Source organism: uncultured Shimia sp. (genome assembly GCF_913054185.1).
In the GTDB taxonomy this organism is placed as follows: domain Bacteria; phylum Pseudomonadota; class Alphaproteobacteria; order Rhodobacterales; family Rhodobacteraceae; genus Shimia.
The window spans coordinates 1-7956 of sequence record NZ_CAJXIV010000134.1; the positions used below are offsets into that span (position 1 = coordinate 1).

Genomic DNA, 7956 nt, shown 5'->3' on the forward strand with positions numbered 1-7956 from the left:
GCGCCACCTGCAGCCATCGCACCACCTGCCGAGAAGGACAGGGCGGCCAAAGCAGCAATGCTAAGTTTCTTAAGCATAATCCTGGTTCCTCTTATTCAGCAGGTTTGCCGTAGTGGGCGTTGAAGTCTTCTTCGATGGTGGCCGGCGGCGTTGTCGGCTTTTCGATCACACCGAGGATCGGCAGGATCACGAAGAAGTAAGCGAACCAGTACGTCGCACCAATCAGAGAGATGGTGGAGTATGGCGGCTCAGCTGGCATTGCGCCGGCCCACATCAGAACGATGAAGTCGACAACCAGAAGGGCGTACCACCACTTGAACATCGGACGGTAACGACCGGAGCGCACGCGGGAGGTATCGAGCCATGGCACCAGAGCCATCGCAATGATCGCACCAAACATCGCCAGAACACCAAAGAACTTCGCGTCGATGATGCCGCCGGTGATCCAGCTTGCGCCCATCACAACCCAAACGTCAGCTGTGAAGGCACGCAGGATCGCGTAGAACGGCAGGAAGTACCATTCCGGCACGATGTGTGCAGGTGTCGCCAGAGGGTTGGCTTCGAGATAGTTGTCCGGGTGACCGAGGTAGTTTGGCATAAAGCCAACAATCGCGAAGAAGATTGTCAAAACAATTGCCAGGCCCACGAGATCTTTGATCACGAAGTAAGGCCAGAACGGCAGGGTGTCTTTTTTTACGTCTTCTTTGGAGCCTGTGCGCACATCAACACCAGTTGGGTTGTTGTTGCCCGTGGTGTGGAACGCCCAGATGTGAACAACCACCAGAGCGGCAATCACAAACGGCACCAGATAGTGCAGCGAGAAGAAGCGGTTCAGGGTGGCGTTGTCCACCGCTGGTCCGCCGAGCAGCCAGGTCTGGATGGCTTCGCCGATGAACGGGATCGCGCCAAACAGGCCGGTGATCACGGTGGCACCCCAGAAGGACATCTGACCCCAAGGCAGAACGTAGCCCATGAAGCCTGCGGCCATCATCAGAAGGTAGATGATCATGCCAACAATCCATGTGATCTCACGCGGGGCTTTGTACGACCCGTAGTAGAGGCCACGAAAGATGTGGATGTAGACAGCAAAGAAGAACAGCGAGGCGCCGTTCATGTGGATATAGCGGATCATATGGCCGCCGTTCACGTTGCGCATGATGTGCTCAACGGAAGCAAACGCCAGATCAACGTGCGGGGTGTAGTGCATCACCAGAACAATGCCGGTGACAATTTGCAGCACCAGGCAGAATGCCAGAACGATGCCCCAAATCCACCACCAGTTCAGGTTTTTTGGCGTTGGAATCATCAGGGTGTTGTACAGCAGACCGATAATCGGAAGCCGGCTTTCAACCCATTTTTCGCCCTTGGTTTTGGGCTCGTAGTGATCGTGTGGGATACCAGACATGCGCGCGTCTCCTTATCCGAGGACCAGTTCGCTGCCCTCAAAACGGGCAAGCGGAACGTGGAGGTTTTCAGGAGCCGGACCTTTGCGGATGCGGCCGGAGGTGTCGTAGTGCGAGCCGTGGCAGGGGCAGAACCAGCCGCCAAAGTCGCCAGCGCCGTCGCCCAAAGGCACACAACCGAGGTGGGTACACACACCCATCATCACCAGCCATTCGCCAGCTTCGTCCATCGCGCGGTTTTCATCCGCAGCGTCGGTGCCAGGCTTGTTGGCGTTTTCGCTGGTTTTGTCGATAGACAGGTCGTCCATGCTCACGGCACGGGCGTCATCAATCTCTGCTTGGGTGCGACGGCGGATAAACACCGGCTTACCAAGCCATTTTACGGTCAGCTGCGTACCCGGCTCGATGCCTGATGTATCAACGCGAATCGAGGACAGCGCGCGCACATCGGCGGAGGGGTTCATCTGATTGACCAGCGGCCAGACGGCGGCACCAGTAGCCACGGCACCTGCGCCAGCGGTGGCGTAGTAGAGAAAGTCTCTCCGGGTGCCTTCGTGATCTTCTGCGTGGGACACGAGGTTCCTCCATTTTTCAGCCGACAAGCGGCCCATATCGGTTCGGGCCGCAGTTACCCGCAGCCTCTCTCCGCCGCTATTTAACGAAGGTGGTGCAACCCGTCCAGCGAACATTCGCTTATCTTGTGCTGTCGCGTCCCCTTGTCGCGCTTGATGACACAGTTTTTCAGGCGTTTGGCCGCAATATTCTTACCCAAGCCTGCCGGAAAAACGGGCTTGCCGCTCGAATCGCTGCCGCTGGCGTAGACTGGTGCGCGCGAGGCAAAGCCGCTAGAGCTTGCGACACAGCCAAGCGGAGCGGCACAGTGATCAGCCTGAAAGACCTCGAATTTCTGTCCTCACTGGCCCGCCATGGGCATTTTGCCCGCGCGGCGGAAGACTGTGGCGTGTCCCAGCCAGCGTTCAGTATGCGCATCCGTAAAATGGAAGAGCGGCTTGATGCGGCGATTGTGAAACGCGGGAATCGCTTTCTGGGATTCACGCCGGAAGGTGAAGCACTTGTGCGTCATGCCCGCAAGATCATGGACAGCGTGAAACTTCTGGAAGAGGACTTTCGCTCTGCTGGTGGTGAAATCACCGGGCGGCTGACCATTGGGGTGATTCCGACAGCCGTTGGTTTTGCGGCGGACGCAGTTCAAAAATTGCGCACAGACCATCCCGGCATCAGCGTGCGCCTGCAAACCGTGTCATCGCTTGCGATCCAGCAAGGGTTGGAAAACGGTGTGTTTGACGCCGGCATTACCTATGGCGAAGGGGTATCGCCGGAAATGGTGCGGGTCGAACATCTTTATAATGAGAGTTACATGCTTTTGGCGCCCAAAGCCCTTGCGCCACGGGTCACCGGCACCGCCAGCTGGGCAGAGGCCGCGGCGCTGCCGTTAAGCCTGCTTGATCCAAGTATGCAGAATCGACGGATTTTGGACCTGATTTTTCGAACACTAAATGAAGTGCCAAATGTGGTGGCGGAAACCGGCGAATTCACCGCATCGATGCTGATGGCAGCCAACGGCGTGGCTGCAACGGTCATCCCGGCGGGGCTGGTTAACTGCTTGGGACATATGCCCAATACCGTCGCGCTTGCCCTCACCTCGCCTGATGAAGAGAAAGATGTGAGCTTGGTCTCGCCACACCGTGACCCAGGCCTGTCCACGGTTGAAGCGCTGCGACGGACATTGGGGCTCAGCGCAACATAAGCAAAAGTTATGGCAACTTAAGTTTTGCCTGATTGATTATCAGAATACGTGATGTCACCGTGAGCCATCTGGCAGGGAGGTGACCATGGTACCGCTGGACGAGTCCAAAGGTGTTTGGAAGAAAAAAGGCACGGGCAAATCACGACGCACGCCCAAAGGGCGGCAAGTCGATGACGTGGCCTTGGATGAGGTACAGACGCTTTTGGGCGAGATGCCCAGGCGTCGTGACCTTTTGATCGAATTTTTACATCTGATTCAGGACGCTTACGGGCATTTGTCTGCCGCGCACATCCGCGCGTTGGCGGAAGAGATGCGCGTTGGACAGGCTGAGATCTATGAGGTTGCCACTTTCTACGCGCATTTCGATGTGGTGGCTGAAGACGAGGCTCCGCCCCCTGCCCTGACCATCCGCGTATGTGATTCGCTGTCTTGTGAGCTGGCCGGGGCCGAACAGCTGCACAAAGCGCTGGAAGACGGCATGGACCCGGCAGAAGTGCGGGTGTTGCGCGCGCCTTGCATGGGGCGTTGTGATACCGCACCCACATTGGAACTGGGCCACAACCACATTGACCACGCCACGGTGGAAAAGGTCGAAGCAGCAATTGCCGCGGGTGACACACACACGCGCGTTCCCGATTATGAAGACTTCGCGGCCTATCAGGCCGAAGGTGGCTATGCGGAACTGACCAAACTGCGCAGTTCTGGCGACTGGGAAACGGTGCAAGAGCAAGTGCTGGCCAGCGGGCTGCGCGGGCTTGGTGGCGCGGGATTCCCATCAGGCAAGAAGTGGGGCTTTGTGCGCGCAAACGCCGGACCACGTTACCTTGCGGTGAACGGCGACGAGGGAGAGCCGGGTACGTTTAAAGACCGGTATTACCTGGAGCGCCGCCCGCATCTGTTCCTTGAGGGCATGTTGATTGCGGCTTGGGCGGTAGAAGCGGAGACCTGCTTTATCTACTTGCGCGACGAATATCCGGCGGTCCGGTTGATTCTGACACGAGAGATCGCCAAGCTGGAAGCTGCTGGAATTGTGGCACCGGGGTACATTGATCTGCGCCGTGGCGCGGGCGCCTATATCTGTGGCGAAGAAAGCGCGATGATCGAGTCGATCGAAGGCAAGCGCGGGCTGCCCCGTCACCGTCCACCGTTTGTGGCCCAAGTGGGCATCTTTAATTGTCCGACATTGGTGCACAACGTCGAGACGCTTTACTGGGTGGCGCGGATTGCGCGCGAAGGCCCTGAGGCAATGTCTTCTGTTGAACTCAATGGCCGCACTGGCCTGCGCAGCTATTCCGTATCTGGTCGCGTAAAAACGCCGGGCGTGTATGAGCTGCCTGCCGGATCCACCATTTTGGACATCATTGATGCCGCCGGCGGCATGATGGACGGGCACCGCTTCAAAGCGTTTCAGCCCGGTGGCCCCTCCTCCGGCCTGTTGCCCGCCTCAATGTCCGATGTGCCGTTGGATTTTGACACGTTGCAGCCATTGGGCACCTTTATTGGCTCTGCGGCTGTGGTGGTCTTGTCTGATCAAGACAGCGTACGAGATGCGGCTCTAAACATGCTGAAGTTCTTCGAAGATGAAAGCTGTGGCCAGTGTACACCGTGCCGGACGGGCTGTGAGAAAGCTGTTAAACTGATGCAAGCGGACAGTTGGGATCAGCCCCTGCTGGAAGACCTGTGTCAGGTGATGAGTGACGCCAGCATTTGTGGCCTTGGGCAGGCTGCGCCCAATCCGATCCGCCTTGTGATGAAGCATTTCAGCGAGGAGATTTAGGATGGCGAGCATGGATTTAGGTGCATTTTCGGTGAGCTTGGCGGTGAAGGACTTGGCCGCGAGCCGCGCGTTTTACGAGAAACTTGGCTTTGAGATGATGGGCGGTGAGCCCGACCAGAATTGGTGCATTTTGAAAAACGGCGACCACATTATCGGGCTGTTTCAGGGCATGTTTGAAGGCAACATCCTGACGTTTAATCCCGGCTGGGATCAAAGTGCACAGAACACCGACGGGTTCACCGATGTGCGTGAGTTGCAAAAACTACTTAAGGACAAAGGCCTTGAGTTGATGAGCGAGGCGGATGAGGCCTCTGACGGGCCTGCAAGCCTGATGCTGCAAGATCCGGATGGCAACACCATCCTGATTGACCAACACCGATAAAGAGCGAGGTCGCCATGCTTGACGCCAGCCAGACCAAAACTGTGACGTTTTCCCTGAACGGACAGGACGTCACTGTGCCTGAAGGCACTACCATTTGGGACGCCGCCAATGGGCAAGGGTTTGTGATCCCGCATCTTTGCCACAAACCGGCCAAAAGTTATCGGCCAGACGGCAATTGCCGCGCCTGTATGGTTGAGGTGGAAGGCGAGCGCACGTTGGTAGCCTCCTGCATCCGTGAAGCCAGCGACGGCATGGTGGTGCACTCCGAAAGCGATCGGGCCACCAAAGCGCGGGAGATGGTGATCGAGCTTTTGGCGGCAGACCAGCCGGAGGTGAAGCACGACGCGAGCAGTCATTTTGCAGACATGGCGAACCAAGTTGGGGTGGAACAGTCTCGATTCCCGGCCAAAGCGTCAGAGTCTGTACCGCTGTTGGATGCCAGCCATGTGGCGATGAGCGTCAACTTAGATGCCTGCATTCATTGCAACCTTTGTGTCCGTGCCTGCCGCGAGATTCAGGTCAATGATGTGATTGGCATGAGCGGCCGTGGGGCTGAAGCCAAGATCGTGTTTGACCAAGATGACGCCATGGGTGCCTCAAGCTGTGTGGCCTGTGGCGAATGTGTGCAGGCGTGCCCAACCGGGGCGCTGATGCCTGCGACTATGCTAGACGACACCGGCGCCGGGGACAGCGCGGACTTTGATCGCGAAGTGGACAGCGTATGCCCCTATTGCGGTGTTGGCTGTCAGATTAAGTTCAAGATCAAAGACGACAAGATCAAATATGTGGAAGGCATCGATGGGCCAGCGAATGAAAACCGGCTCTGCGTCAAAGGCCGATTTGGTTTTGACTATATCAAACACCCGCACCGATTGACCAAACCACTGATCCGGCGAGAGGATGCACCGGCCAAGGGGCTGAACGTCGATCCCGGCAATCTGTTGACGCATTTCCGCGAGGCAACCTGGGACGAAGCGCTGGATGCGGCGGCGGGTGGATTGGCCAAACTGCGGGCAGAAAAAGGCACGAACGTTGCCGGATTTGGCTCTGCAAAGTGCTCCAATGAAGAAGCTTATCTGTTCCAAAAGCTGATCCGTCAGGGTTTTGGCCATAACAACGTGGACCACTGTACGCGGCTGTGCCATGCCTCTTCCGTGGCGGCGTTGATGGAGAATGTGGGATCGGCGGCGGTGACTGCGACCTTCAACCAGATCGAAAACGCCGATGTGGCAATTGCGATTGGCTGCAACCCCATTGAGAACCATCCGGTGGCGGCGACCTACTTCAAGCAATTTGCCAAACGTGGCGGCAAGCTGATTGTCTGTGATCCTCGTGGCGTGGGCCTTGGGCGACATGCCAGCCACAAGCTACAGTTTAAACCGGGTGCGGATGTGTCGATGCTCAATGCAATCATGCATGTGATTGTCGAAGAGGAGCTGTATGACGCGGACTACATCGCGCAGTTCACAGAGAACTGGGAGGAGATGACCGCGCATCTGAAGGACTTCTCGCCAGAAGCGATGGAGCCGATTTGCGGCCTTGATCCGGAGTTGCTGCGCGATGCGGCACGGACCTTTGCCAAAGGCAAAGCCGGTATGATTTTCTGGGGCATGGGTGTCAGCCAGCACATTCACGGCACGGACAATGCGCGGTGTCTGATCTCGTTGGCACTGATGACCGGCAATGTGGGTAAGCCGGGCGCGGGGCTGCACCCGTTGCGCGGGCAGAACAACGTGCAAGGTGCGTCTGATGCAGGGCTGATCCCGATGTTCCTGCCGGACTATCAGTCGGTGATGGATGACGGCGTGCGCTCTGCCTTCACCAAGGTGTGGGACAGCGAAGATTTCTCCGCGCAAAAAGGCCTCACAGTGGTCGAGATCATGCATGCAATCCATGACGGCGACATTAAGGGCATGTATATTCTGGGTGAAAACCCGGCGATGTCAGACCCGGATGTGGATCATGCGCGCGACGCCTTGGCGATGTTAGATCATCTGGTCGTGCAGGATATTTTCCTCACGGAAACAGCCAACTACGCCGATGTGATCCTGCCCTCAAGCGCGTGGTATGAGAAGTCCGGTACTGTAACCAACACCAATCGCCAGGTGCAGATGGGCCGCCCTGTGACGCCACCTCCGGGTGAAGCCAAGGAAGACTGGTGGATCGAGGTCGAGCTGGCCAAACGTTTGGGGCTCAATTGGGACTACAGCCACCCCAAAGAGGTGTTTGCCGAAATGAAGCTCAACATGGGCTCGCTCAACAACATCACCTGGGAGCGGCTAGAAGGCGAGGCAGTGACTTATCCGTCGCTGTCGCCAGAGGACCCTGGTCAGGCAATTGTGTTTGGAGATGGCTTCCCGCGTGAAAACAAACGGGCGCGCTTTGCGCCTGCGACGGTGATCCCGCCGGATGACAAGCAGAACGACGACTATCCGATGGTGCTGATCACGGGACGTCAGTTGGAGCATTGGCACACCGGCTCGATGACCCGTCGCGCCAGCACGCTGGATGCTCTGGAACCTGAGGCAAACTGTTCGCTGCACCCATCGACCCTGCGCAAGCTGGGCGTTGAGGCTGGGGATTATGTGGCGCTGTCCACGCGGCGCGGGACTGTCACGGTGATGGC

General features: G+C 57.6%; 6 protein-coding genes. 4 read left to right on the forward strand and 2 right to left on the reverse strand.

Translation table 11 applies throughout. The annotated features are described in order from the left end of the window. Window positions 1-91 precede the first annotated feature (91 nt). Window positions 92-1405: a cytochrome b gene (gene petB, locus QZ517_RS18935; protein ID WP_294230232.1), complete on the reverse strand. Its 1314-nt coding sequence runs from the start codon at window positions 1403-1405 to the stop codon at window positions 92-94. Between the two features lie 12 nt (window positions 1406-1417). Beyond that, entirely contained in the window at window positions 1418-1978 is a 561-nt protein-coding gene (petA, locus tag QZ517_RS18940; RefSeq protein ID WP_294230235.1) for a ubiquinol-cytochrome c reductase iron-sulfur subunit, read from the reverse strand. A 305-nt stretch (window positions 1979-2283) separates the two neighbouring features. Here petA and QZ517_RS18945 point away from each other — a divergent pair, with 305 nt between their 5' ends. From QZ517_RS18945 to fdhF, 4 genes are all read left to right on the forward strand, one after another. Then, a complete protein-coding gene (locus tag QZ517_RS18945; protein WP_294230237.1) occupies window positions 2284-3171 on the forward strand; it encodes a LysR family transcriptional regulator in 888 nt (295 codons plus the stop codon). Between the two features lie 85 nt (window positions 3172-3256). Continuing rightward, on the forward strand, window positions 3257-4948 hold the full coding sequence (locus QZ517_RS18950; RefSeq protein ID WP_294230240.1) for an NAD(P)H-dependent oxidoreductase subunit E: 1692 nt from the start codon (window positions 3257-3259) through the stop codon (window positions 4946-4948). A 10-nt stretch (window positions 4949-4958) separates the two neighbouring features. Continuing rightward, on the forward strand, window positions 4959-5330 hold the full coding sequence (locus QZ517_RS18955) for a VOC family protein (RefSeq protein WP_294230242.1): 372 nt from the start codon (window positions 4959-4961) through the stop codon (window positions 5328-5330). Window positions 5331-5344: 14 nt separating this feature from the next. Then, window positions 5345-7956 (forward strand): formate dehydrogenase subunit alpha (gene fdhF / locus QZ517_RS18960; RefSeq protein WP_294230245.1); only part of this gene is annotated, 2612 nt, incomplete at its 3' end.